The following is a 23,928-nucleotide window of genomic DNA, read 5'->3' as shown; positions in this document are numbered from 1 at the left end:
AGCGCCGCCCGCAACACCCTTTCCGGAATGCGGACGGCAGGGCTCCACGGGTCCGCTCAGCCCTGATCGGGTGACTGCGGCTCCTCCCTGCTCCACTTCGTGGCACCGATCGGCCACTTGTACTCCGGACGCCCCCGGTCCGAGCTCGTGCGGAACGGCTTGCCTCCGTCGTCGATGCGAAGGACCCCGCTGCGCCCGCCGCTCGACCACTGCAGGTTCAGGGACCACAGGGCGTCGTAGTTCTTGGTGCCGACCTCGATGTAGAAGACCTCGGGGTCGGACTCGCTCACCTTGTAAGGGAAGTTCCGCTGCCCGGACTTGGGGACGGCGGTGGGCTGGGCCCGGTCGAGGTCGACGTCGAAGGACTTGATGCCGACGGGGCCGCCGCAGCCGTTGCCCGACTGGTAGCTGTTCCACTTCAGCGGCGCGCTCTTGCTCCGCACGTCGACGTCGAGGCGTTCCAGTACGACGGTGTCCTCGCCGGTGCCCTGGAGGGTGATCTCGACGAACCCGCCTGCGGCCTGGACCCCGCCCATGGCCCGCACCCAGGTCGGCGCCTCCCGCTCGGAGGGCGGCTGCAGCACCTCGTCCGGATCCCGGTCGATGAGGAAGTTCTGGGCGCACGGGGTCGGGTAGTAGGGGAAGGGCCGTACGCGGGCGGTGACGGGGGTGCCCTTCGCGGCGCCGGACGAGCCGGTGCCGGGCCGGTCGCCGCCGGAGGACGTGCCGCCCCCTCCCTGTCCGTCCTTCCCCTGGCTCCCCTCGCCCTTCCCTTTCGACTTGTCCTTCTTGCCCTTGTCGCCCTTGTCGTCCTGGTCCTCCTTGGCGGAGGGTTTGGCGGACGGGTTCTCGTCCGGGCTCCGCCCCGTCCCGGACGGGGCCTCGTCCGCCGTGGGCAGGGCCCGGTCGACGGCCTTGTCGCGGCCGCCGTCCGAGCCGCCGGACGCGTTCTGCAGCGCGAGCGCGGTGCCGCCGAGCGCGAGGACGACGCCGGCCGCACCGACCACGGCGAGCTGCCGTCGGCGCAGACGGGACAGGCGGCCGCCTCGGCGTGCCCGGGGGGCGGTGGCGCCGGGGGCGGGGGTGCTTGAGACGGGGGAGAGCTCGGGCTCCGGGTGGGGGTCCGGGTCGGGCGGGTCGGGCCGGAACGCGGCGGCGGCTTCGGTGGGCGCGGTGGCCTCGACGGGCGCGACCGGCTCGTCGGCGGCGACGGGCTCACGAGCCTCGGTGGCCCCGGCAGCACCAGCAGCCCCAGCACCCTCACCCGACTCGGCGACCCCGGCCTCGACCTCGGCAACGCCGGAAGCCTCACCTCCCGTGGCGGCCCCCGCCGCCCCCTCGGCCTTCCGCCCGCGCGACACGTCCGCCACGATCCACCGCCGGTGCAGCTCCACCAGCTCGTCGGGGCTCGCCCTGCAGAGTCTGCCGAGGCGCTCCACCGGCGCGAACTCCGTCGGTACGGCAGTGCCGTTCACGTACCGGTGCAGTGTCGACGTACTCACATGCAGCCGTTTGGCGAGGACTCCGTAGCTGAGCCCCGACCGGTCCTTCAATTCCCGCAGCAACGCTGCGAGATCACCCGACCCCACGCTTCCTCCACCCCTGTCCGCCATTCCAGCCGGCCGTTCCAAGGAACCCCTGTTCCCGCAGGTCAGAGCCGGTACGGGCGTTCCAGTGTCCCTCGTTGTCCGGCCGCTCTGGCCACCGGGACGACACGCCGCACAAGCTGGGGTCATCCAAGCACGCCGCTCCCGCCAAGTCCTCGGAGCGGCGCACGTAGCCCCCGTCACATTCCGAAGGAAGAGATCACCCATGTCTGCCTCCGCCCGCCGCTCCCGTACCCGCCTGTTCGCCGCCGCGACGCTCGCCATCGCCTCGCTCACGCTCACCGCCTGCGGCAACGACGACGCGTCCGGAACGCGGGACGAAGGAGCCGCGAACTCCTCGTCCACCGCGAAGGATTCCGCCGAGGACTCCGCCGGGGGCTCTTCCGAGGGCAAGGGGAAGAGCGAGTCGGGCGAGGCGCTCGGCGGCGCCGACTCGGGCGGCTCCGGCAGCGAGGGCTCCGGCTCGTCCGGCGGCGGCGAGAACACGGGCGGCGGCACGGGTTCCGATCCGAACGACCCCGCCAATCGCACCCCGTGCACGGCGGACAACACCTCGGTCGCCGCCGCGCCGGTGTCCCGCCCCCTCAACTACATGCTGATCACGATCACCAACACCGGCTCCACGATGTGCGACCTGGCGGGCTACCCGATCCTCAAGTTCGACGACGCCCAGTCGGTGCCCCCGGTCATCGAGGACAGCAAGCCGCAGGCGGTCACCTCGCTGAAGCCCGGCGCCAAGGGCTACGCGGCGGCGATCCTCTCGGCGGGCGACGGCAGCGGCGGCGAGGGCCGCACCGCGCAGGGCCTCCAGGTCGGCTTCCAGGGCAGCGACAAGTTCGCCGACGCGGCGCTCCAGGCCAAGGGCGTGCACATCGACGACAAGCTGCGCGTCACGTACTGGCTGAGCGACTCGGCGGACGCCCTCGCGTCCTGACGCGCCACCGCACCCTGACGTACCACCGCACCACCGCACCCTGAGGCCCCACCGCCCCACCGCACCACCACACCCAGACCGACGCACCCTCACTCACCCAAGAGAAAAAGGCACCCCATGCGCACCACGCTCCGCATCCGCACCGCCACCACCGCACTCGCCCTGACCGCGGCCGTCTCCGTCCCGGCCTTCGCGGGCAGCGCCGCCGCGAGCGGCACCGGCGCCAAGGCCGCCCCGGTCACCTGCACGGCCGCCACCACCAAGGTGACGGTCAAGAAGGTCGACCGCCCCGTCAACCACCTGCTCCTGCGGGCCAAGAACACCGGCACCAAGACCTGCTACGCCTACAACGCCCCGTATCTGCGCTTCGGCCAGTCGCAGGCCGCGACCGCCGTCCTGCGCGAGAGCATGCCGCAGGCCGTGGTCACCCTGAAGCCGGGCAAGTCGGCGTACGCGGGCATCCGCACGGAGTCCCCCGAGGGCACCGACGGCTTCAGGACCAAGAAGCTCGGCGTGCTCTTCTCCAACCGCGCGATGAACGGCGGCGCCGGCAGCATGACCAAGCCGAAGCTGCCCGCCGGTGGCATGTACGTGGACAGCTCGGCGTTCGTCACGTACTGGCAGACCAAGGCGGCCGACGCGCTGTCCTGGTAGCCCCCGGCGGCCGAACGGCCGCCCCTCACTTACCTTTTGGTGAGTACCTCACAAAATAGTCGGTACTTGTCGGTGAGTGCGGGCACGGCGAGGATCTAGGTGTTCCTCGGAACACCTCAGCGAGAACAGCGAGACCGGCGCTCGGCGCCCTCTCCGAAGCACCCTCGAAGGAGCCCCCGTGCCCGCCACCGACCACACCCCGACCCAGCACCCCGTCTCCGTCCTCGGCCTCGGCCTGATGGGCTCCGCCCTGGCCTCGGCCCTCCTGAAGGCGGGCCACCCCACGACGGTCTGGAACCGCACGGCCGCCAAGACGGGACCGCTCGTCGCACAGGGCGCGACCCCGGCCGACACCCCTGCGGCCGGGGTCACCGCGAGCCCGCTCGTGATCGCCTGCCTGACGACGAACGACAGCGTGCGCGAGCTGTTCGAGCCGCTCGCCGATGAGCTGCGCGGCCGCACCCTGGTGAACCTCACCAACGGAACGCCGTCCCAGGCCCGGGAGTTGGCGGCCTGGGCCGAGGAGCACGGGATCGCCTACGTCGACGGCGGCATCATGGCCGTACCGCAGATGATCGCGGGCCCGGGCGCGTACATCCTCTACAGCGGCGACGAGGAGGCGTACGCACGCCACCGCGACACGCTCGCCGCGCTCGCCGACACCAAGTGGGTCGGCACCGACGCGGGCCTCGCCGCCCTGTGGGACCTGTCGCTGCTCACCGGCATGTACGGCATGGCCATGGGCGTCGCCCAGGCCTATGCGCTGGTCGGCAGCGCGGGCGTGCCCGCGAAGGACTTCGCGCCGTTCCTCTCGGACTGGATCGTCGCGATGACCCAGGGCATCGTGCCGGGCGCCGCCGAGTCCATCGACTCCGGGCAGCACCTGACGGACGTGTCCAACCTGGAGATGAACCTGGCGGTGCTGCCCAACTTCACCGACACGTTCACCGAACAGGGCGTCAGCGACCAGCTGTTCACCTCGCTGACGCCGCTCCTGGAGCGCGCGGTCGCGGAGGGGTACGGCGCCGACGGCCTGTCCCGCATGGTCGACCTGCTCAAGGCCCCCGAGCCGCTCAGGACCCCGTAGGGCGCGAACGGCCCGAGGCGCCAGGGCATCACGGGACCAGCACCACCTTGCCGGTCGTCTCCCGCCGCTCCAGCGCCGCGTGCACCTCGGCGGCGTGGGCCAGCGGGAACGACTGGACGGCGGGGGTGAGCCGTCCCGCGGCGGCGGCAGCGAGGGAGCGCCGCTCCTGGTCGGGCCGCGCCTCGGGGTTCCCGAGGAGTTCGAGGAGCGCGTTCCGGTAGGTGATGCCGCGCTCGGCGAGCACCGCGTCGTCCGGCACGAACTCCACCTGGGACGCGGACCCGATGGACACGAACCGCCCGCCGTCGGCGAGCAGTTCGAACGCGGCGGCGGCCTTCTCGCCGCCCACCCCGTCGAGGACGACGGTGACGCGCCGTCCGCCGATCCGGGCGCGCACCTCGTCGGCCCACCCGTCCTCGCCGTAGTCGACGCCGATGACCTCGGCACCGCCCCCGCCCCCGAGCTTGCGTACGGCGGCGACCTTGCCGGGCCCGCCCGCGGCGCCCACCACGGTGGCACCCATCTCGTGCGCGTACTGCACCACGAGCCGCCCCACGCCCCCGGCGGCCGAGGTCACCAACACCACGTCGTCGGGGCGCAGTTCGGCGACGTCGAGCAGCCCCATGGTGGTGGCTCCCGTGACGACCATCGCGACGGCGGCCTCGAACCCGAGGCCCTCGGGCACCGCGTGCAGCTCGTCGACCTCGGCGACGGCCAGCTCCGCATACCCGCCAGGACCGCCTCGCGCGGTCACCACGTTCCGCCCCAGCCACTCCTGCCCCACGCCGGGCCCCACGGAGTCGACCACCCCGGCGACCTCGCCGCCGAAGATCGCCGGCAGCTCCGGCAGCGGCGGCGCGAGATCGCTGGCCGCGCCGGCCCGCATCACGGTCTCGACGAAGTGCACCCCGGCGGCCCGCACGGCCACCCGCACCTGGCCGGGCCCGGGCACCGGGTCGGGCACGCTCTCGTAGGAGAGGTTCGCGGCGGGCCCGAACTCATGAAGAACAACGGCGTGCATCTGGTCCTCCCGGACGTGGGATCGAGTCGATACCCCTACCCTCGAACCTCAACAGCGGTTGAAGTCAAGAGACTCCAACCGCTGTTCGCACCGCCAAGAACCGCTAGAGCTTGCGCGCCACCTCGGTGGCCCAGTAGGTGAGGATCATCTGCGCCCCGGCCCGCTTGATCCCGGTCAGCGACTCCATGATCGCCTTGTCCCGGTCGATCCAGCCGCGCTCCGCCGCCGCCTCGATCATCGCGTACTCGCCACTGATCTGGTACGCGGCCACGGGCACGTCGGACACCTCGGCGACCTTGGCCAGGATGTCGAGGTAGGGGCCCGCGGGCTTGACCATCACCATGTCGGCGCCCTCTTCGAGGTCGAGCGCCAACTCCCGCAGGGACTCACGGCTGTTGGCCGGGTCCTGCTGGTAGGTCTTGCGGTCGCCCTTCAGGGAGGAACCGACGGCCTCGCGGAAGGGGCCGAAGAACGCCGACGAGTACTTCACCGTGTAGGCGAGGATCGACACGTCCTCGTGCTCGGTCTGGTCGAGCGCGTCACGGATGACGCCGATCTGGCCGTCCATCATGCCGCTCGGGCCCACTACATGGGCGCCCGCGTCGGCCTGGACCTGCGCCATCTCGGCGTACCGCTCCAGGGTCGCGTCGTTGTCGACCCGCCCCTGCTCGTCCAGGACGCCGCAGTGCCCGTGATCCGTGAACTCGTCCAGACACAGGTCGGACATGACGATCAGGTCGTCCCCGACCTCCGCCCGCACGTCCCGCAGCGCGACCTGCAGAATCCCGTCCGGGTCGGTCCCCGCGGTGCCGAGCCCGTCCTTCTTGGACTCCTCCGGGACCCCGAACAGCATGATCCCGGAGACCCCCGCCTCGACCGCCTCCACGGCGGCCTTCTTCAGCGTGTCCCGGGTGTGCTGCACCACCCCGGGCATCGACCCGATCGCGACGGGCGCGCTGATGCCCTCCCGCACGAACGCGGGCAGCACCAGATCGGCCGGGTGCAGCCGCGTCTCGGCGACCATGCGCCGCATGACGGGGGACGTACGCAGCCGCCGGGGCCGCGAACCGGGAAACGAACCGTACGTACTCATTGCCTGAAATCCACCTCACCGTGAATCGCGCTGCGCGCTCGTCCTCAAACGCCGGACGGGCTTTCTCCCACCCACCCGCCCGAACTTGCACTCACTGGCCAACAGCCCGGCACATTTCAGCCCGTCCGGCGTTTGAGGACGAGGCGCGGAGCGCCGATCCGGCGGAGGACCGTCCCACCCGCCACGGGACACCCACCCCCGGGGCCCGGGGCGGAGCCCCCCACGCGGCGGAGCCGCAAAGTGTCACAGCCGGGAAGGGGCGGGACTGGGGAAAGCCCCGCAGGGCCACCCTACGGCGCCGCAGCCCTACGCCGCCGCGCCCCCGGCCTCCGCTCACTCGGCCGAGTAACAGCATCCCCGGCCTCAATCGCGGCAGCCCGCCGCCGCGCCCCGAACTCCGCGAGCGCAGCGGCCAACTTGTGCACGGACGGCTCCGGAGCCATCACATCCACCCGAAGCCCGTGCTCCTCCGCGGTCTTCGCGGTGGCGGGCCCGATACAGGCGATCACGGTCACGTTGTGCGGCTTCCCCGCGATCCCCACAAGATTGCGCACCGTGCTCGACGACGTGAAGAGCACGGCGTCGAACCCACCACCCTTGATGGCCTCCCGCGTCTCGGCCGGCGGCGGCGATGCCCGCACGGTCCGGTAGGCGGTGACGTCGTCGACCTCCCAGCCGAGGTCGATGAGACCCGCGACCAGCGTCTCGGTGGCGATGTCGGCGCGCGGCAGGAACACCCGGTCGATCGGGTCGAAGACAGGGTCGTAGGGAGGCCAGTCCTCCAACAGACCCGCGGCGGACTGCTCCCCGCTCGGCACCAGATCCGGCTTCACGCCGAAGGCGACGAGCGCGGCGGCGGTCTGCTCGCCCACCGCGGCGACCTTGATCCCGGCGAAGGCCCGGGCGTCGAGCCCGTACTCCTCGAACTTCTCCCGCACGGCCTTGACCGCGTTCACCGAGGTGAAGGCGATCCACTCGTAGCGCCCGGTGACGAGCCCCTTGACGGCCCGCTCCATCTGCTGCGGCGTCCGCGGCGGCTCGACGGCGATCGTCGGCACCTCGTGCGGCACCGCGCCGTAGGACCGCAGCTGGTCGGAGAGCGAGGCCGCCTGCTCCTTCGTGCGGGGTACGAGGACCCGCCACCCGAAGAGCGGCTTCGACTCGAACCACGACAGCTGGTCGCGCTGCGCGGCGGCCGAACGCTCACCGACCACGGCTATGACGGCCTGCCCGCCGTCGGGCGAGGGCAGCACCTTGGCCTGCTTGAGTACCTGCGCGATGGTGCCGAGCGTCGCGGTCCAGGTGCGCTGGCGCGTCGTCGTACCGGCGACGGTCACCGTCATCGGGGTGTCGGGCTTGCGCCCGGCGGACACCAGCTCACCGGCGGCGGCCGCGACCGAGTCCAGGGACGTGGAGACGACCACGGTCCCGTCGGACGCACCGACCTCGCCCCAGCAGCGCTCGGACGCCGTACGGGCGTCGACGAACCGGACGTCCGTGCCCTGCGCGTCCCGCAGCGGCACCCCCGCGTACGCGGGCACACCGACCGCGGCCGCGATGCCGGGCACCACCTCGAAGGGGATGCCCTCCGCGGCGCAGGCCAGCATCTCCCCGGCCGCGTAGGCATCGAGGCCCGGATCACCGCTCACCGCGCGCACGACCCGCCTGCCGCCGCGCGCGCCCTCCATGACAAGATTGGCCGCGGCTGAGGCCGAAGGCCCGTCGCCGCCCGCTGACGTGCCGTCAGCGGCCTGCGGGAGAGGTGTGTCCACACCCCCTCGGGCATGCACACGTACGACATCGAGAACATCCGGCTCGGCGATCAGCACATCCGCTCGGGCCAGCGCCTCGACGGCGCGCAGGGTCAGCAGTCCCGGATCTCCGGGTCCGGCACCGAGAAAGGTGACGTGCCCGTGTGCGGGAAGGCCGGGAAGGTTCGAGGTGGGGCTCAAAGTGCTCGCTCCCCCATCAGACCGGCCGCGCCCTTGGCGAGCATCTCGGCGGCGAGTTCCCGCCCGAGTGCCATCGCCTGGTCGTGTGTCCCGGGCACGGGACCGGTGGTGGACAGCTGCACCAGCGTCGAGCCGTCGGTGGCACCGACGACGCCGCGCAGGCGCATTTCCTTGACAACCTGCCCGTCGGCCAGAAGGTCGGCCAACGCACCCACAGGTGCGCTGCAACCGGCCTCCAGGGCGGCGAGCAGGGATCGCTCGGCGGTCACGGCGGCCCGGGTGTACGGGTCGTCGAGCTCGGCGAGCGCGGCGGCGAGTGACGCGTGGGTCGCGGCGCACTCGATCGCCAGTGCCCCCTGGCCGGGGGCGGGCAGAACGGTGTCGACCGACAGGAAGTCGGTCACCTCGTCGATCCTGCCGACGCGGTTCAGTCCCGCGGCGGCGAGCACGACGGCGTCCAGCTTCCCGTCGCGTACGTATCCGATGCGGGTGTCGATGTTGCCGCGGATCGGGACGGCCTCTATGGACGTGCCGTGGTTGCGGGCGTAGGCGTTGAGCTGCGCCATGCGGCGCGGCGAGCCGGTGCCGATGCGGGCGCCGTCGCGCAGCTGCGTGAACGTCAGGCCGTCGCGGGCGATCAGCACGTCCCGCGGGTCCTCCCGCTCCGGCACGGCGGCGAGCGTCAGCTCGTCGGGCTGCGCGGTCGGCAGGTCCTTCAGGGAGTGCACGGCGAAGTCGACCTCACCGGCGAGCAGCGCGTCGCGCAGCGCGGTGACGAACACACCGGTGCCGCCGATCTGCGCGAGGTGCTCGCGGGAGGTGTCGCCGAACGTGGTGATCTCGACGAGCTCGACGGGCCGCCCCGTCAGCTCGGTGACCTTCCTCGCCACCTGCCCGGACTGGGCCATGGCCAGCTTGCTGCGCCTGGTCCCGAGTCTGAGTGCCTTCTCGGTCATGCGCGGCCTCGCTTGGGTTCGTCGTTCTCGTGGAGCTGGTTCTGCTGGCCGCCCGCGTTGCTCAGCAGGTCGGCGCGGGAGACGGCAGCCACCGTCTCGGGGTCGAGGTCGAAAAGGGTGCGCAGGGCGTCGGCGTACCCGGCGCCGCCGGGCTCGCTGGCGAGCTGCTTCACCCGCACCGTCGGCGCGTGCAGCAGCTTGTCGACGACGCGGCGCACGGTCTGCGTGATCTCCGCGCGCTCCTTGTCGCCGAGGCCGGGCAGCCGGCCGTCGAGCCGCGCGATCTCACCGCTGACGACGTCGGCGGCCATGGTGCGCAGGGCGACGACGGTCGGCGTGATGTGCGCGGCCCGCTGCGCGGCGCCGAACGCGGCGACCTCGTCGGACACGATGGTGCGCACGGCGTCCACGTCGGCGGCCATCGGCGCGTCGGCGGAGGCGTCCGCGAGGGACTCGATGTCGACCAGGCGCACGCCGGTGAGGCGGTGCGCGGCGGCGTCGATGTCGCGGGGCATGGCGAGGTCGAGCAGGTACAGCGCGGCGGCGCGGGCCGCGGGCACCACGGCGGGGGCCACCCGGCCCACCCGCACGGGTCCGCCGCCCACAGCGGGGCTGTTCTCGACGAGCGCGGCGTGCTGCTCGTACGCGGTCTCGTCGCCGACGCGGCCGACAGGGCAGCCGCCCGTGTCCGGGGCGGGTGTCACGGTGTCCGGGGCCACGGCTTCGGCGGTCCGCTCGGCCGTCGCGTGCGGCGCGATCACGCAGTCGTCGTCATCGCAGGCCGATCCGTCATGACCGTCCCGTACGTCGTCGCGCACGTCGCCGACGCGTCCCGCGAGCGCCGCCTCGACGTCCGCGGCGGTCAGCACGAGACCCGTCGCGCCGGTGCAGGACACGGCCACGTCGGCACGTGTCAGCTCCTCGGCCACCTGGGACATCGGCACGGCACGCGCGACGACTCCGGTGCCGCCCTCGGTGAGGATCTCGGCCAGGCGCTCGGCCCGGTCCAGGGTGCGGTTGGCGACGACGACCTCGTCCACGCCCGAGCGCGCGAGCGTCGCCGCGGCCAGCGAGGACATCGAGCCCGCGCCGATCACCAGGGCGCGCTTGCCCTTGGCCCAGGCATGCACGGGCTCGCGCCCGGCCAGCTGCTCCAGGCCGAAGGTGACGAGCGACTGCCCGGCCCGGTCGATGCCGGTCTCCGAGTGCGCCCGCTTGCCGACGCGCAGGGCCTGCTGGAAGAGGTCGTTGAGGAGGCGGCCCGCGGTGTGCAGCTCCTGCCCCCGGGCCAGCGCGTCCTTGATCTGGCCGAGGATCTGCCCCTCGCCGACGACCATGGAGTCGAGCCCGCACGCCACCGAGAACAGGTGGTGGACGGCCCGGTCCTCGTAGTGCACGTACAGATAAGGAGTGAGCTCCTCCAGGCTCACGCCGCTGTGCAGCGCGAGCAGCGTCGACAGCTCGGCGACGCCCGCGTGGAACTTGTCCACGTCCGCGTACAGCTCGATGCGGTTGCAGGTGGCGAGCACGGCGGCCTCGGCCGCGGGCTCGGCGGCCACGGTGTCGTGCAGCAGCCTGGCCTGCGCGTCGACGGTGAGCGCGGCCCGCTCAAGGACGCTCACGGGAGCGCTGCGGTGGCTGAGGCCCACGACGAGGAGACTCATGCCGGCATCACGGCGGGAACGTCCCCGTCGGGTCCCTTGCGGTGCTGGTTCTTCGTGACGGCGGGCCCGGCCGCGGCGTCGGCGTCCGCGGCGGACTCCTCGCCGGCCTTGCGCTGCTCGTGGAAGGCGAGGATCTGCAGCTCGATGGAGAGGTCGACCTTGCGCACGTCGACGCCGTCGGGGACGGTCAGGACGGTCGGCGCGAAGTTCAGGATGGACGTGACGCCCGCGGCCACGAGCCGGTCGCAGACCTGCTGGGCGGCGCCCGCCGGGGTCGCGATGACGCCGATCGAGACGCCGTTGTCGCTGATGATCTTCTCGAGGTCGTCCGTGTGCTGCACCGGCATCCCGGCGACGGGCTTGCCCGCCATCGCCGGATCGGCGTCTATGAGAGCGGCCACGCGGAATCCACGCGAGGCGAACCCGCCGTAATTGGCCAGCGCGGCGCCGAGGTTACCGATACCGACGATGACAACCGGCCAGTCCTGGGTCAGGCCCAGCTCACGGGAGATCTGGTACACGAGGTACTCGACGTCGTAGCCGACGCCCCGCGTCCCGTAGGACCCGAGGTACGAGAAGTCCTTGCGCAGCTTCGCGGAGTTGACCCCCGCGGCGGCCGCGAGCTCCTCGGAGGAGACCGTGGGCACCGAGCGCTCCGACAGCGCGGTCAGAGCCCTCAGGTACAGCGGAAGCCTGGCGACGGTGGCCTCGGGAATCCCTCGGCTGCGGGTCGCCGGTCGGTGAGTTCGGCCAGTTGCCACGGTGCTCCTGCGGGTAGAGCGGGGCTGAAGGCGGGCTGGCACCCGAAGTCGTGTCCCATGACCGCCCCGTCGACAGCAGGCTATGTCTTTGTGAACGCGTGCACAAAGATGGTGTCCGATTTGCCCACCCAACGTGACCGGGGTCACGCGCCCCCGGCGCACTTTCCTGGAACCGGCGCACGGCCAGCGACGACACTCAACCGACGGGGGCAAAACCGCACACACTCCTCACGATCCTCGCCCCCGAGACCTCAAAACCGACCCCCGATGCTAAACGACTTTCCGGACAGCTCCGGACGTCATAACCAGCCATCAGGGCCGACACCCCCGTACTACCCCAGCAACTCCCGCCGCAGCCGCCCCTCGTCCACCCGCCAGAACGTGTGCTGCTCCCCGTCCACGAGCACCACCGGAATCTGCTCCCAGTACTCCTTGTGCAGCGCCTCGTCCACGCTGATGTCCTTCTTCTCCCAGGGCACCCCGAGGTCGCCGCAGACCCGTTGGACCACGGCCTCCGCGTCGTCGCACAGATGACACCCGGGCTTGCCGATCAAGGTCACCAGGCGGTCGCCGGGCGCCTTCTTCGCTGCGCCGCCGCTCCGGCGGAAAAGAGGACTCATGCCTCCAGCTTCCTACGCGGTTCCGCCCGCCCGGCACCGCCCCGCGCCGCACCCCGGTGTGACCAGCGCGACACGGATCGTTGACGGGTTCGAATCCCCGCATTCACAGGGGGACCGAACAGAGTGGCTATGCTCGACGGCATGGCCGCTCTCGGTTGGCTCCACCCCCGCAGGCGCTCCGCCACCGCGCGCAGCGTCCTGGCAGGCGAGGCCTCGGCGGAGGCAGCGCGCAAGTCGTCGCAGGAGCTGGAAGAGCTCCACGCCCGGGCAGCGGACGTCCCGCCCGACGAGACGGCGCCCGCCGAGCCCGAGGCCCCCGAGTTCCCGGTCGCCGGCGACGAGAAGGCCGCCGCGTTCTTCGACCTCGACAACACCGTGATGCAGGGCGCCGCCCTCTTCCACTTCGGCCGCGGACTGTACAAGCGGAAGTTCTTCCAGCGCCGCGAGCTCGCCCGATTCGCCTGGCAGCAGGCGTGGTTCAGGATGGCGGGCATCGAGGACCCCGAGCACATGCAGGACGCCCGCGACAGCGCCCTGTCCATCGTCAAGGGCCACCGCGTCGCCGAGCTGATGTCCATCGGCGAGGAGATCTACGACGAGTACATGGCCGAGCGCATCTGGCCCGGCACCCGCGCCCTGGCCCAGGCCCACCTCGACGCGGGACAGAAGGTCTGGCTGGTCACGGCCGCGCCCGTGGAGACGGCCACGATCATCGCCCGCCGCCTCGGCCTGACCGGCGCCCTCGGCACCGTCGCGGAGTCCGTGCACGGCGTGTATACGGGCAAGCTCGTCGGCGAGCCCCTGCACGGCCCCGCGAAGGCCGAGGCCGTCCGCGCCCTGGCCGCCGCCGAGGGCCTGGACCTGGCCCGCTGCGCCGCCTACAGCGACTCCCACAACGACATCCCGATGCTGTCGCTGGTCGGACATCCGTACGCGATCAACCCCGACACCAAGCTGCGCAAGCACGCCCGCGCCCGCGAATGGCGGCTGCGGGACTACCGCACGGGCCGCAAGGCCGCGAAGGTCGGCATCCCGGCCGCCGCGGGCGTCGGCGCCCTCGCGGGCGGCACGGCGGCCGCGATCGCCCTGCACCGCCGCCGCCACTGACGCCGCCCGGCCCCCCGCAGGCGCCGCCCGGCACACCCCAGAGCGACCACTCTCGGTGACCATCTCGCGCGAAGGCCCCGGAATTCGGGCCTCCGCCCTCCGCCGCGCGCGGAAACGACGGCAATCGTTCTGTCTTACCCGCCACGCCCCCCGCCAGTCCCGTTCGTTCAACTCGGCCACAACACGCCCCGCGCCCACCCCGAATGCGCGCTAATCCGATCAACAACCGTGCAATAACCGGTGCTTGATCGACCGCCGATCGGTAACAGAAGCGACGTAATCGATGATTTGAGCAACTGGGTGTAGCGCTGCCTGTACGAAGCGTTATTCTCCTCAGACGCATAACGGACCGTGCACATCGCTACGACGGGTGAACGTTCCAGTACTGCAAGTGATGGAAGCTCTGCCTCTGGGAGTCCCGTGTACCCACACGTCGGGGTTGACGCCTCGGGCCTGGCTACGCTGCGCGCGACGGTCGTGGACCGCCTGCGCGGCTTCGTCCCCACCGCGTACGCCGTCCCCGCCTTCGCCGTCCCGGCACCCGCCGGGCCGTGCTACGCCCTGGCGGACGGCGGTGCGGCTGTGAGCAGACGGACGCGCTCCGCCGCCGCCACGACCACCCACCGCCGCCCCGCGGCGGACAGTGACAGCGCCCGCATGATGGAACTCGTCGAGCGCGCCCAAGCAGGCGAGTCCGACGCCTTCGGCCGCCTCTACGACCAGTACAGCGACACCGTCTACCGCTACATCTACTACCGCGTCGGCGGCAAGGCGACCGCCGAGGACCTCACCAGCGAGACGTTCCTCCGCGCCCTGCGCAGGATCGGTACGTTCACCTGGCAGGGCCGCGACTTCGGTGCCTGGCTCGTCACCATCGCCCGCAACCTCGTGGCCGACCACTTCAAGTCGAGCCGCTTCCGCCTCGAGGTCACCACCGGCGAGATGCTCGACGCCAACGAGGTCGAGCGCAGCCCGGAGGACTCCGTCCTGGAGTCCCTGTCGAACGCCGCGCTCCTGGACGCGGTCCGCCGCCTCAATCCCCAACAGCAGGAGTGCGTGACGCTGCGCTTCCTGCAAGGCCTCTCCGTGGCCGAGACCGCCCGCGTCATGGGCAAGAACGAAGGCGCGATCAAAACCCTCCAGTACCGGGCGGTCCGCACCCTCGCCCGCCTCCTCCCGGACGACGCCCGCTAGCGCCGCCCGCACGGCGCCCCGCGACCCCGCGTGACGCCCAACTCACCATCCGTGACGGCCTGCTGGCCGTCACGGACTTTGCCGAGCCCTTCGCGGTCCGATCATCTTTCGTCCGTAACCCAAGTGCCGCGACGCTCGTTGTGCGGGATGCAGGCTCCCTGTGGTTGCGACCTGACCTTCCCCGAGCTCTCCGAGAGCGGAGGGAGGCTCCATGCGCTCACTCGAACGTGTGGAAGTGTTCAGGGCGTGCAACCCCCAGGACCCCCTGGGGAGTCGACCGTCATGACGAGAGGAGGTGCCGCCAGTGATCGCGAACGTATCGGCACACCGGCGGGCGAACGCCTTCGCCCAGGCCCTGGAGGAGCAGTCCGACCAGGACCCGGCGGCCGAGCAGCCCGAAGATTCCGCCGCGACCTCGGTGGCCGCCCGAGCCGACACCGCGCCCCCCGGCGCGGCTGAGCGCGACCAGATGCTCGCGCTCGCCGACGGACTCGCACGGCTGCCCGCGCCCCAGCTGGACCCCGAGGTCAAAGTGGTCCAGCGGGCCCAGCTGGTGGCCGCCATGGAAGCCATGTTCGCGGAGGGCACGGCGGCGGGCGACGGCACAAGCCCTTCCGTACCGGAGCAGCGCTCCCGAAAAGGCGCCAAGGGCGCCCACCGGGCCAGCCCCCTGCGGAAACTCAAGCCCCGCACCCGCCTGTCCAAAGGCATCGCCGCCGGCGGCCTCACCGTGGGCGTCGCGGCCGGAGCCTTCGGCGGCGTGGCCGCGGCCAGCGGGGACGCCCTCCCGGGCGACTCGCTCTACGGCCTCAAACGCGGCATGGAAGACCTCAAGCTCGGCATGGCCGACAGCGACACCGACCGCGGCCAGATCTATCTGGACCAGGCCTCGACCCGGCTGAACGAGGCCCGCCGCCTGATGGAGCGCTCCCGCTCCGGCCAGCTCGACCACGAATCCGTCGGCGAGGTCCGCCGCGCCCTCTCCGGCATGCGCCACGACGCCGCCGAGGGCCACCGCCTCCTCCTCGAAGCGTACGAACGCGACGGTTCGCTCGGCCCCATCCAGGCCCTGTCCGCCTTCTCCCAGTCCCACCGCGGCAGTTGGAGCGCCCTGCGCGAACGGCTCCCCGTCCAGCTCGGCGACGTCGGCGAGCAGGTCAGCTCCGTCTTCGACGCCATGGAGCAGGAAGTCGAGCCGCTGCGCTCCCTCTTCCCGAGCAGCAAGCCCGACAAGGGCGGCACCCCGGACCAGGGCCCCCGCCAGGGCTCCTCCACCGGCACCCACCGCGAAGGCCCCGCGCCCCGGGACTCCGGCGAATCCGGCCGCGACCAGTCCCCCCGCAAGCCGAAGCCGTCCTCCCCCGGCCACAAGGAAAGCCAGGAAGGCCTGCTCCCCGGCGTCACCGACGGCCTCCTCGACCCGCCCTCCGAGAAGGCACCCTCCTCGCCGTCCGACACCCACGAGGAGAAGAACAGCCCCACCACCAAGCACCCCAAGCCCGGAAAGCCGGACGTCACACTCCCACCCCTGCTCCCCGGCCTGCTCCCAGAACTGGGCATCGAGGGCGAAGACCAGAAGTAGACCCACACCCCAACCACCGTCCGTCGGGCACCTCTCCCCAGCCCGACGGACGGCCCTTTTCCCACCCACCCGCCCCGGCTGTATTTCAGCCCGTCGTGGGGGTACCCCCTGCTCCTTAAGAGCTTGGGGGAGTTTGAGGACGAGGCGCGAAGCGCCGATTCGGCGGAGGACTGTCCCACCCGAAGGGAACACCCACCCCCGGGGTCCAGGGGCGAAGCCCCGGTTTCGGGAAGGGGCGGGACTGGGGAAAGCCCCGCAGGGCCCCCACCACCCCTAGAAGAACACCGACCTCCGCTGAACCAACAACTTGTACAGCGTGTGCTGAATCTGCTCCCGCACCTGATCCGTCAGATTGAACATCAACATCGGATCCTCAGCGGCCTCGGGCGGATACCCATCCGTAGGAATCGCCTCCCCGAACTGAATGGTCCACTTCGTGGGCAACGGCACAGCCCCCAAAGGCCCCAGCCAAGGAAACGTGGGCGTCAACGGAAAGTACGGAATCCCCAACACCCGAGCCACCGTCTTCGCGTTGCCGATCATCGGATAGATCTCCTCGGCCCCCACAATGGAACAGGGCACGATCGGCGACCCCGTCCGCAACGCCGTGGAGACGAACCCACCCCGCCCGAACCGCTGCAACTTGTACCGCTCACCAAAGGGCTTCCCGATCCCCTTGAACCCCTCGGGCATCACCCCGACGAGCTCACCGCGCTCCAGCAACGCCTCCGCGTCCTCCGCACAGGCCAACGTATGCCCGGCCTTGCGCGCCAGCTCGTTGACGACCGGCAGCATGAACACCAGATCGGCGGCGAGCAGCCGCAGATGCCGCCCATGCGGATGGTTGTCGTGCACACCGACCTGCATCATGAGGCCGTCCCACGGCAACGTCCCGGAGTGATTGGCGACAATCAGCGCCCCACCGTCGGCGGGGATGTTCTCGATCCCCTTCACCTCGACGCGGAAGTACTTCTCGTACAACGGCCGCAGCAGCGACATCAGGACCTGGTCGGTGAGCTCCTCGTCGTACCCGAAGTCATCGACGTGGTACTCCCCCGTCAGCCGCCGCCGCAGAAACGCGAGGCCACCCGCGATCCGCCGGTCCCAGCCACCGCCACCCCCACCGCGCGGCTCCGGCACGGAAGCCGACTCCGCCGCCGCGCCCTGCCCCGCACCCCGGGGCCCGGTGGGCCGCGCGTCATCGGCGCCGACCGACCCGACGGCGCCCGCGTCCAGCGGCTCCGCGCCCGGAGCGGCACCCTCCGGCACGTCCGCGTTCAACCGGCCGGGGACCGCCTTGACCTCGCGCACCTTCGCCCCGTCGCCCGGACGGCGCGGCCCTGACCTGCGACGCTGCGGCCGCTGACCGGCCCCGCGCGACCGGTCGTCGTCGAACGGAATGACCTTGGCGTCCGCCATCGTTGACGATCTCCTCAGTTGGCGCTGTGGTGGGCACTGTTGTCGGCTCCGGGTCCGGCCCCGCCCCCGGGCTCCGTACCGCCGGGTTCCGTGCCGCCGGACTTCGAACCGCCCCCCGCGAAGGGCAGCGCCGCGATCCTGTCGACGGCCCCGGCGAGCGCGGCCGGGGGCAGCAGGCCGGGACCCCGGCTGCGTACGAAGTCCGCGAAGGCCTCCGCGGTCGTGTACTTGGGCCTGAACCCCAGTGTCTCGCGCATCTGCCGGGTGGCCACCACCCGGCCGTGGGTGAGCAGCCGGATCTGCTCCGGCGAGAAGTCCGTGGCTCCGAGCGTACGCAGGGCCGTGCCCACCCACGTCACCGCGGGCAGCAGCACCGGCAGCGTCGGCCGCCCGAGCCGGCGGGCGCACTGCGAGAGCAGCAGCAGTCCCTCCCCGGCGATGTTGAACGTGCCGCTGTTCAGCGTGCCCCGCCGCGGGTCGTGCGAGGCCAGGCGAAGGACCTCGACGGCGTCGTCCTCGTGCACGAACTGCAGCCGCGGGTCATAGCCGAAGACCGTCGGAAGGACGGGCAGCGAGAAGTACTCCGCGAGCGGCGAATCCGCGGCGGGACCGAGGATGTTGGCGAACCTCAGCACACACACCGCGACATCAGGCCGCCGTCGCGCGAAACCGCGCACATACCCCTCGACCTCGACGGTGTCCTTGGCGAAGCCGCCGCTGGGCAGCGACTTCGGCGGCGTGGTCTCCGTGAACACGGCCGGATCGCGGGGCGCCGAACCGTACACATTGGTGCTCGACTTCACCACGAGGCGCTTGACCGTCGGCGACTTCTGGCAGGCGCCGAGCAGCTGCATCGTGCCGATGACGTTGGTCTCCTTGACCGAGCCCCGGCTGCCGCCGGCGAGCGCGGTGCCGGTCACGTCCATGTGGACGACCGTGTCGACGCGGTGCTCGGCGAGGACCTTGGTGATGGTGGGCTGCCGGATGTCGGCCTGCACGAAGTCCGCGCCGCCGAGATGGTGCTCGGGCGGGACGGCGTCGACGGCGACCACCCGGTCGACCTCCGGATCGCGCTGGACACGGCGGACGAACCTGCCGCCCAGTTGCCGGGCCACCCCGGTCACGAGCACGACCTTGCCCAAGATCAGCGCCGCCTTTCCCCAGACCGCGAGGCACGAGCATGCTCCCGCCCCGCGGCACGTCCGAGCATCACGTCCGCCCCCACGCTAGCGGGTGGATGTTGCGCTGTGATGACCGCGGGACGAGCGAAGTGACGACGGACACACTCCGTCGCAAAGATCAAGCCGTTCGCCCGGCTTTGAACTGTTGAATCCCCTATGAACGACAAGCCCTGAACCGCCCCGGAAAGTTCTGGCCAGAACGTACTGCGGCCCTCCCATCGGACGATGGGAGGGCCGCAGTACGTTCACTTGCGTTCGCTGACGTCAGCGGTCGCTTACTTCTTGTTGCGACGCTGAACGCGCGTGCGCTTCAGCAGCTTGCGGTGCTTCTTCTTCGCCATCCGCTTGCGCCGCTTCTTGATAACAGAGCCCACGACTACCCTCGCTCACTTCTCGGAACATCCCCACATCGCGGGGACATCGGTGCGGGGCGTCTGGGCCCACACGACCTACGTCGGCCTAGCCTACCCGCCCTGGCGCCGAGCCTGTAATCGAGGGACATCGATCAGGCTGTCTCCACCCCCACGTAAGAGTCGCGAAGGTACTCGTGAACCGCGTTCTCCGGGACCCGGAAGGACCTTCCGACCCGGATTGCGGGCAGATGACCGCTGTGCACCAGCCGGTACACGGTCATCTTCGAGACTCGCATCACCGCGGCGACCTCCGCCACGGTCAGAAACGCAACCTCGCTGAGAGGCCTCTGGTCAGCAGCCATGACACACCTGAACCTTCCGCACATGACGCGCACCGGCTTCCCCTTCCGGTGACTCCTCGTCGCTGTGCGCTCACTCCCCAGAGTAGGGGCGGGTGATGCGAGTGGGGAAGAGGAGCTGCCATCGGCCGTTTACTGTGACAGACACGCTCGATTGAGTACATAGCGAGTAAGCGGTCGGTAGTAATCAGACCGCACAGCGTCATCAAGCGGAACGACGACGGACACCCGCCCCTCCGCCTCTCCGACGAACAGCGCCGGATCGTCCGTATCCGCCAGACCGATCGCCTCAAACCCCAGCTGACCTGCCCCGCAGACCCAGCCGTGGTCCCCGATGACCAGCTCGGGCAGGGGCCCGCCGGACTCGGCCTGGGCGGCCAGGGCCCGCCGAACCGGGAGTGGCGAATGGCTGTGTGCGCCGGTCTCACTCCCGGTGGGACGCACGCCGGGTTCGCGCACCAGCGCGACGCCTCGTACGTAGTCAAGGTTGTACGTGCGTAGGCCGAACCGGGTCGTTATGTCGACACAGCAACCCTGCGCGGGGGTGAGGATCGTGCATCCCGCCGCCGACAGGGCCTCGGCCAACGCGGCGTAGAAACCAAGGAGCCGATGCGGGTGTCCGGTCCCGAGCAGCACGGGAACCCGGCGCCCTGCCGCCTCCCGCAGCCGCTCGGCGAACGCGTCCAGGGCCGCCAACGTCCGCTCCGGGTCGATGACATCGGCCCCCGTGGTGTGCCGGGGGTCGTCCGACACCCCGCACTTGTCCGCCATCAGCCGCAGCAAGTCTGCCGCGCCCCAACTCCATTCGGGGTCGAGCCCGAGAAGTATCCGCGGATCCCGCGCCGCGAAGAGCCGGTAGCTCCGCAGGCTCTCCTCCCGCGACGTGGCCACGGGCCCGGCGAGCCGGGCCGCCAGCAGATGCGCGCGCAACGCTCCGGTGCTCAACACGCCCCGATGCTGCCGCACATACCCCCACGGAACCCCGAAAACCCAAGAAACACCCCACAGTCGGGCTAACCCCACCCACTTCCCCCACAGCTCACAGCCCACAACGCACAGCCCACAACGCGACAACCGCCGCAGCCCGCGCACCTCCCAGCCCACCCGGGCGAGACCTCAGCCCGCCGTGGGGGTCCCCCTAGGCCAACAATCCCCGCAACGGAAACACAGCCCGCCGAGCAGCCAGCACAGCCTGATCCACCCGATCCGCGGGGTCGTACCCCTCGTCCCACCCCCGCCACCCCACAGGCCACCGCCCATCCGTCATCCGCCCAGGCCCAAGCATCCGAGTCCGAGCAAACACCTCCCGCCGCCACCCCTCGGGCACCTCAGCCGAAGGCTCGATCTCCCGCCCGGCCGCGACCGCGACCAAGTGCGTCCAGGACCTCGGCACCACGTCCACCACGGCGTAACCACCCCCACCAAGGGCAACCCACCGCCCATCGGCGTACGCATGCGCCAACTCATGACAGGCGACCTGCACGGCCCGCTGCGCGTCCAACGAAACGGCCAGATGCGCCAACGGATCCTCGAAGTGCGTGTCCGCCCCGTGCTGGGTGACAAGGACCTGCGGCCGAAACTCCGCCAACAGCTCCGGCACCACGGCGTGGAACGCCCGCACCCACCCCGCATCCCCCGTCCCCGCGGGCAGCGCCACATTCACCGCGCTCCCCGCCGCCGACTCCGCCCCCGTCTCCTCGGGCCACCCGGTCCCCGGAAACAACGTCCGGGGATGCTCGTGCAGCGAGATCGTCAAAACCCTCGGGTCGTCCCAGAACGTGGCCTGCACCCCGTCCCCGTGGTGCACGTCCACATCCACATACGCGACACGCTCGGCCCCCAGCTCCAACAGCCGCGCGATGGCCAGCGACGCGTCGTTGTACACACAGAACCCCGCGGCGCTCCCCGGCATGGCGTGGTGCAGCCCACCGGCGAAGTTCACCGCGTGCAGCGCGTCCCCCTGCCACACCGCCTCGGCAGCGCCGACCGACTGCCCGGCGATCAGCGCCGACACCTCGTGCATGCCGGCGAAGGCGGGGTCGTCCTCCGTACCGAGCCCATACGCCCCGCGCGCCGAAGCGGGGTCCGCGGAGGCCGCCTTCACCGCGTCGACGTAGTCCTCCCGGTGCACGAGCCCCAGCGTCGACTCCCCGGCACGCTTCGCCGCGACCACGTCCAGGTCGCGGTCGAGACCGAAGGCGTTGATCAGGCTTCTCGTCAGCGCGAGCCGGACCGGGTCCATGGGGTGCTCTGGACCGAAGTCATAGCCCGTTACTGCCTCGTCCCACATCAGTTGTGCGCGGCCGCTCATGTCCGTCACCGTATCGGTCCGGTCCGGGAGCGAACGACCTGGCCGACCAGAAGGTCACAAGCACCAACACCATGGGAACGACCATCGCCCCGCGGTAGTTCCACGCGTCCCCGAGCCCGCCCACCAACGGCGAACCGATCAGGAACCCCACGTAGTTGAAGATGTTCAGCCGCGCCACCGCCGTGTCCGACGCCCCCGGGAACAGCCGCCCCGCCGCCGCGAACGTCTGCGGCACGATCACGCACAACCCGATCCCCAGCAGCGTGAAGCCCAGGATCCCCGTCCAGGCCCCCGGCGCCACCGCCACCACGCCGAACCCCACCGCCCCGATCACCGCACCCCACCGCACCACGGCGACCGCCCCGAACCGCCGCACCCCCAGGTCCCCGACTCCCCGCCCCAGCAGGTTCATCACCATGTACACGTTGTACGGGACCGTCGCCAGCTGCTCCGAACTCCCCAGCACATCCTGCAGATACTTCGCGCTCCAGTTGGAGACGGTCGAGTCCCCGATGTACGCACACGTCATCACAAGACACAGCGGCCACAAGACCTTGAGCCCCACACCCCCACCAGCACCCTCTGCCGCACCTCTCTCGGCCTCCGTACCCCCACCGACCTCAACACCCCCACTGCTCTCTCCATCACCACCCGCGTCGACGTACCACCGGCTCCCCACCAACGCGGCCGGCAACAGCACGATCACCACCGGCAGATACGACACCAGCAGCGACAGATCCCAGTGCGCCCCCACCCACGCAAGCGAGGCTCCCACGATCCCACCGAGGCTGTACGCCGCGTGGAACCCGAGCATGATGCTGCGCCCGTACGCCCGCTGAAGGCTGACTCCCAGCATGTTCATGGAAGCGTCCAGCGCCCCGACGGCAAGCCCGAACGCCCCGAGCGCGACGGCGACTTGCCACACCGAGTCGCCCGCACCGGCCCCGAGCAGGGACAGCAGTACGACGGGCTGTGACCACCGCAGCACCCGGCTGGGCGGCGCATGTCGCACCAGCCGCTCGGTGCACACGCTCCCGACCCCCGCCAGGATCGGCACGGCCGCCAGGAACACGGGCAGCAGGCCGTCGGATATCCCGTACTGGTCCTGCAGCGCGGGTATCCGTGTCACCAGCAGCGCGAACGTGACTCCCTGCACCAGGAAGCCGAACGCAAGGGAGGCCCTGCCGCGCCGCAGCGTTTCCGTCATGACCGCGAAGCGTAGGTCCCCGGTCTACCCGTGGGTAGATAGATCACCCCACGACTTTCCCCAGCCGCTCCCGGAGGGCCTCCCGGTCCGTCTCCGCCCCGGGTGCGCGCTCACGCAAGCAGGTCGGGCAGCGCACGCAGCTCGCTGAAGAGCCGGGTGGCATCGCGGAGCCGTTCCGCCGGGGTCATGGCGGTGAAGCCGCAGACGTCCATGCCGGCCGCGAGCGCCGCCTGCACTCCGAGCGGGCTGTCCTCCACGACGACGCACTTGTCCGGAGCGACGCCCATCGACTCCGCCGCGTGCAGGAAGAGGTCCGGGGCCGGCTTCCCGCGCCCCACGTCCTGCGAGCTGAAGATCCGCCCGTCGTCGAACCACTTGTCGAGCCCGGTCTTCCGGTGCCCGACCCGAATCCGCTCATGGCTGCCGGACGACGCGAGGCAGAAGGGCACACCCTCGGCGGTCAGTTTCTCCAACACGTCCATGGCCCCGGCCATGGGCTCGAGGTCCCGCTTGAAGGCGGCGAAGACCCGCTCGTGAAAGACCTCGTCGAAGTCGTCGGGCAGCCGCTGCCCGGTCCGTTCCAGAACCAGGTCGTGTACGCGGTGCATGGCGCCGCCCATGTAGTCCCGCAGGGATTCTTCGTACGAGGTGGGGTGCCCGACTTCCGTCAGATACGCGGCGAGCATCTTGTTGGAGATCGGCTCGCTGTCGACCAGGACTCCGTCGTTGTCAAAGATGACCAATTCGTATCGCATGCCTAGACCCTAAACGCAGAAAACCCCCGCACCAGAAGGTGCGGGGGTTCCCCTTAAATTTAGTTCGGCGGCGTCCTACTCTCCCACAGGGTCCCCCCTGCAGTACCATCG

22 protein-coding genes are annotated in these 23,928 nt (G+C 71.0%); 6 read left to right on the top strand and 16 right to left on the bottom strand.

Annotated elements, in window-relative coordinates; all coding sequences use genetic code 11:
* Positions 1–56: 56 nt before the first annotated feature.
* The gene (locus OO63_RS30845; protein WP_397622201.1) at positions 57–1,589 is read right to left on the bottom strand and encodes a helix-turn-helix domain-containing protein; all 1,533 of its coding nucleotides are present in this window, start codon (positions 1,587–1,589) and stop codon (positions 57–59) included.
* Between the two features lie 223 nt (positions 1,590–1,812).
* Between OO63_RS30845 and OO63_RS30840 the strand changes: the two genes are divergently transcribed.
* The 3 genes from OO63_RS30840 (at position 1,813) to OO63_RS30830 (ending at position 4,282) form a co-directional block, all read left to right on the top strand.
* Positions 1,813–2,541: a DUF4232 domain-containing protein gene (locus OO63_RS30840; protein WP_030361098.1), complete on the top strand. Its 729-nt coding sequence runs from the start codon at positions 1,813–1,815 to the stop codon at positions 2,539–2,541.
* A 117-nt stretch (positions 2,542–2,658) separates the two neighbouring features.
* Positions 2,659–3,195: a DUF4232 domain-containing protein gene (locus OO63_RS41735; protein WP_030361097.1), complete on the top strand. Its 537-nt coding sequence runs from the start codon at positions 2,659–2,661 to the stop codon at positions 3,193–3,195.
* Positions 3,196–3,373: 178 nt separating this feature from the next.
* Positions 3,374–4,282, top strand: coding sequence for an NAD(P)-dependent oxidoreductase (locus OO63_RS30830; RefSeq protein WP_030361096.1), 909 nt, complete (start codon positions 3,374–3,376; stop codon positions 4,280–4,282).
* Positions 4,283–4,310: 28 nt separating this feature from the next.
* On the opposite strand, the gene OO63_RS30825 is transcribed toward OO63_RS30830, so the two are convergent.
* From OO63_RS30825 to OO63_RS30795, 7 genes are all read right to left on the bottom strand, one after another.
* On the bottom strand, positions 4,311–5,303 hold the full coding sequence (locus OO63_RS30825; RefSeq protein ID WP_030361095.1) for a zinc-binding dehydrogenase: 993 nt from the start codon (positions 5,301–5,303) through the stop codon (positions 4,311–4,313).
* A 103-nt stretch (positions 5,304–5,406) separates the two neighbouring features.
* Positions 5,407–6,396 carry a porphobilinogen synthase gene (gene hemB / locus OO63_RS30820; RefSeq protein WP_030361094.1) on the bottom strand — a complete coding sequence of 330 codons (990 nt, stop codon included), beginning with the start codon at positions 6,394–6,396 and terminating at the stop codon, positions 5,407–5,409.
* Positions 6,397–6,686: 290 nt separating this feature from the next.
* The gene (locus OO63_RS30815; RefSeq protein ID WP_033264632.1) at positions 6,687–8,348 is read right to left on the bottom strand and encodes a bifunctional uroporphyrinogen-III C-methyltransferase/uroporphyrinogen-III synthase; all 1,662 of its coding nucleotides are present in this window, start codon (positions 8,346–8,348) and stop codon (positions 6,687–6,689) included.
* Complete coding sequence (gene hemC, locus OO63_RS30810; RefSeq protein ID WP_030361092.1) at positions 8,345–9,304, bottom strand: hydroxymethylbilane synthase; 960 nt, start codon at positions 9,302–9,304, stop codon at positions 8,345–8,347. The genes OO63_RS30815 and hemC overlap by 4 nt, the downstream gene beginning before the upstream one ends.
* A complete protein-coding gene (locus tag OO63_RS30805) occupies positions 9,301–10,968 on the bottom strand; it encodes a glutamyl-tRNA reductase (protein ID WP_051811349.1) in 1,668 nt (555 codons plus the stop codon). Before OO63_RS30805 ends, hemC begins: the two co-directional genes overlap by 4 nt.
* Positions 10,965–11,729 carry a redox-sensing transcriptional repressor Rex gene (locus tag OO63_RS30800; RefSeq protein ID WP_030361090.1) on the bottom strand — a complete coding sequence of 255 codons (765 nt, stop codon included), beginning with the start codon at positions 11,727–11,729 and terminating at the stop codon, positions 10,965–10,967. Before OO63_RS30800 ends, OO63_RS30805 begins: the two co-directional genes overlap by 4 nt.
* A 332-nt stretch (positions 11,730–12,061) precedes the next feature.
* Positions 12,062–12,349 carry a glutaredoxin family protein gene (locus OO63_RS30795; protein ID WP_030361089.1) on the bottom strand — a complete coding sequence of 96 codons (288 nt, stop codon included), beginning with the start codon at positions 12,347–12,349 and terminating at the stop codon, positions 12,062–12,064.
* Between the two features lie 141 nt (positions 12,350–12,490).
* Here OO63_RS30795 and OO63_RS30790 point away from each other — a divergent pair, with 141 nt between their 5' ends.
* From OO63_RS30790 to OO63_RS30780, 3 genes are all read left to right on the top strand, one after another.
* Positions 12,491–13,456, top strand: coding sequence for an HAD family hydrolase (locus tag OO63_RS30790; protein WP_030361088.1), 966 nt, complete (start codon positions 12,491–12,493; stop codon positions 13,454–13,456).
* Positions 13,457–13,876: 420 nt separating this feature from the next.
* Entirely contained in the window at positions 13,877–14,650 is a 774-nt protein-coding gene (locus OO63_RS30785; RefSeq protein ID WP_030361087.1) for an ECF subfamily RNA polymerase sigma factor, BldN family, read from the top strand.
* A 304-nt stretch (positions 14,651–14,954) separates the two neighbouring features.
* A complete protein-coding gene (locus OO63_RS30780; RefSeq protein WP_033264631.1) occupies positions 14,955–16,232 on the top strand; it encodes a DUF5667 domain-containing protein in 1,278 nt (425 codons plus the stop codon).
* A 273-nt stretch (positions 16,233–16,505) separates the two neighbouring features.
* On the opposite strand, the gene OO63_RS30775 is transcribed toward OO63_RS30780, so the two are convergent.
* The 8 genes from OO63_RS30775 to OO63_RS30745 all read right to left on the bottom strand — a co-directional run bounded on the left by OO63_RS30775 (position 16,506) and on the right by OO63_RS30745 (position 23,817).
* Positions 16,506–17,651, bottom strand: coding sequence for a lysophospholipid acyltransferase family protein (locus OO63_RS30775; protein WP_030361086.1), 1,146 nt, complete (start codon positions 17,649–17,651; stop codon positions 16,506–16,508).
* 14 nt (positions 17,652–17,665) lie between these two features.
* A complete protein-coding gene (locus tag OO63_RS30770) occupies positions 17,666–18,793 on the bottom strand; it encodes an NAD-dependent epimerase/dehydratase family protein (protein ID WP_030361085.1) in 1,128 nt (375 codons plus the stop codon).
* 314 nt (positions 18,794–19,107) lie between these two features.
* Positions 19,108–19,206 carry a 30S ribosomal protein bS22 gene (locus OO63_RS44085; RefSeq protein ID WP_003948845.1) on the bottom strand — a complete coding sequence of 33 codons (99 nt, stop codon included), beginning with the start codon at positions 19,204–19,206 and terminating at the stop codon, positions 19,108–19,110.
* A gap of 131 nt (positions 19,207–19,337) precedes the next feature.
* Positions 19,338–19,547 (bottom strand): helix-turn-helix domain-containing protein, encoded by a 210-nt coding sequence (locus tag OO63_RS30765; RefSeq protein ID WP_157164103.1) that lies wholly within the window; start codon positions 19,545–19,547, stop codon positions 19,338–19,340.
* A 129-nt stretch (positions 19,548–19,676) separates the two neighbouring features.
* Positions 19,677–20,492 (bottom strand): phosphatase, encoded by an 816-nt coding sequence (locus tag OO63_RS30760; RefSeq protein ID WP_030361083.1) that lies wholly within the window; start codon positions 20,490–20,492, stop codon positions 19,677–19,679.
* 190 nt (positions 20,493–20,682) lie between these two features.
* A complete protein-coding gene (locus tag OO63_RS30755; protein WP_030361082.1) occupies positions 20,683–21,855 on the bottom strand; it encodes an acetoin utilization protein AcuC in 1,173 nt (390 codons plus the stop codon).
* Positions 21,806–23,062 carry an MFS transporter gene (locus tag OO63_RS30750; RefSeq protein WP_030361081.1) on the bottom strand — a complete coding sequence of 419 codons (1,257 nt, stop codon included), beginning with the start codon at positions 23,060–23,062 and terminating at the stop codon, positions 21,806–21,808. The genes OO63_RS30755 and OO63_RS30750 overlap by 50 nt, the downstream gene beginning before the upstream one ends.
* A gap of 110 nt (positions 23,063–23,172) precedes the next feature.
* Entirely contained in the window at positions 23,173–23,817 is a 645-nt protein-coding gene (locus tag OO63_RS30745) for an HAD family hydrolase (protein ID WP_030361080.1), read from the bottom strand.
* Positions 23,818–23,928 lie beyond the last annotated feature (111 nt).

Origin of the sequence: Streptomyces alboflavus (assembly GCF_000716675.1) — a bacterium.
Taxonomy (GTDB): Bacteria; Actinomycetota; Actinomycetes; order Streptomycetales; family Streptomycetaceae; genus Streptomyces; species Streptomyces alboflavus.
The sequence above is the reverse complement of the archived record's forward strand: the minus strand, read 5'-3'. Positions and strand labels throughout refer to the sequence as shown.

Coding starts and splice junctions, on each gene's coding strand:
- OO63_RS30840 (WP_030361098.1), top strand. CDS start 1,813: ATGTCTGCCTCCGCCCGCCGCTCCCGTACCCGCCTGTTCGCCGCCGCG.
- OO63_RS41735 (WP_030361097.1), top strand. CDS start 2,659: ATGCGCACCACGCTCCGCATCCGCACCGCCACCACCGCACTCGCCCTG.
- OO63_RS30825 (WP_030361095.1), bottom strand. CDS start 5,303: ATGCACGCCGTTGTTCTTCATGAGTTCGGGCCCGCCGCGAACCTCTCC.
- hemB (WP_030361094.1), bottom strand. CDS start 6,396: ATGAGTACGTACGGTTCGTTTCCCGGTTCGCGGCCCCGGCGGCTGCGT.
- hemC (WP_030361092.1), bottom strand. CDS start 9,304: ATGACCGAGAAGGCACTCAGACTCGGGACCAGGCGCAGCAAGCTGGCC.
- OO63_RS30805 (WP_051811349.1), bottom strand. CDS start 10,968: ATGAGTCTCCTCGTCGTGGGCCTCAGCCACCGCAGCGCTCCCGTGAGC.
- OO63_RS30795 (WP_030361089.1), bottom strand. CDS start 12,349: ATGAGTCCTCTTTTCCGCCGGAGCGGCGGCGCAGCGAAGAAGGCGCCC.
- OO63_RS30790 (WP_030361088.1), top strand. CDS start 12,491: ATGGCCGCTCTCGGTTGGCTCCACCCCCGCAGGCGCTCCGCCACCGCG.
- OO63_RS30775 (WP_030361086.1), bottom strand. CDS start 17,651: ATGGCGGACGCCAAGGTCATTCCGTTCGACGACGACCGGTCGCGCGGG.
- OO63_RS30765 (WP_157164103.1), bottom strand. CDS start 19,547: ATGGCTGCTGACCAGAGGCCTCTCAGCGAGGTTGCGTTTCTGACCGTG.
- OO63_RS30755 (WP_030361082.1), bottom strand. CDS start 21,855: ATGAGCGGCCGCGCACAACTGATGTGGGACGAGGCAGTAACGGGCTAT.
- OO63_RS30750 (WP_030361081.1), bottom strand. CDS start 23,062: ATGACGGAAACGCTGCGGCGCGGCAGGGCCTCCCTTGCGTTCGGCTTC.
- OO63_RS30745 (WP_030361080.1), bottom strand. CDS start 23,817: ATGCGATACGAATTGGTCATCTTTGACAACGACGGAGTCCTGGTCGAC.